2 tRNA genes and 1 rRNA gene are annotated in these 466 nt (G+C 43.6%); all 3 read left to right on the top strand.

The features are described from left to right. Positions 1-49 precede the first annotated feature (49 nt). Positions 50-126 (top strand) — tRNA-Pro (locus KW850_RS32715). A 17-nt stretch (positions 127-143) separates the two neighbouring features. Further along, positions 144-219, top strand: a tRNA-Ala gene (locus tag KW850_RS32710). 172 nt (positions 220-391) lie between these two features. Beyond that, positions 392-466, top strand: a 16S ribosomal RNA gene (locus tag KW850_RS32705); the annotation flags it as partial.

Here is a 466-nt window from a genome sequence, read left to right as displayed (position 1 = left end):
ACTACGAATCAAAAGGTCGGGAGTTCGAATCTCTCAGGGCGCACTTTAACGGGAAGTAGCTCAGCTTGGTAGAGCACTTGGTTTGGGACCAAGGGGTCGCAGGTTCGAATCCTGTCTTCCCGACCATCCTTCTAATAATATATGGGGTCTTAGCTCAGCTGGGAGAGCGCCTGCTTTGCACGCAGGAGGTCAGGGGTTCGATCCCCCTAGACTCCACCAAAAATATAAAAAATAATATTGACATAGTTTTAATACTTTGTTATTATTGTTAAGTCGCACAAGCGGCAAAGATATTGTTCTTTGAAAACTAAACAAACAAGACGTGAAACAAACAATAAATTTTAGCTTCAATTATGAAGCTAAGCCAACGTAACAAATGAGCTAATCAACTTTCTTGGAGAGTTTGATCCTGGCTCAGGACGAACGCTGGCGGCGTGCCTAATACATGCAAGTCGAGCGAATCAAT

It is taken from the genome of Bacillus sp. sid0103 (assembly GCF_019219025.1).
The sequence above is the reverse complement of the archived record's forward strand: the minus strand, read 5'-3'. Positions and strand labels throughout refer to the sequence as shown.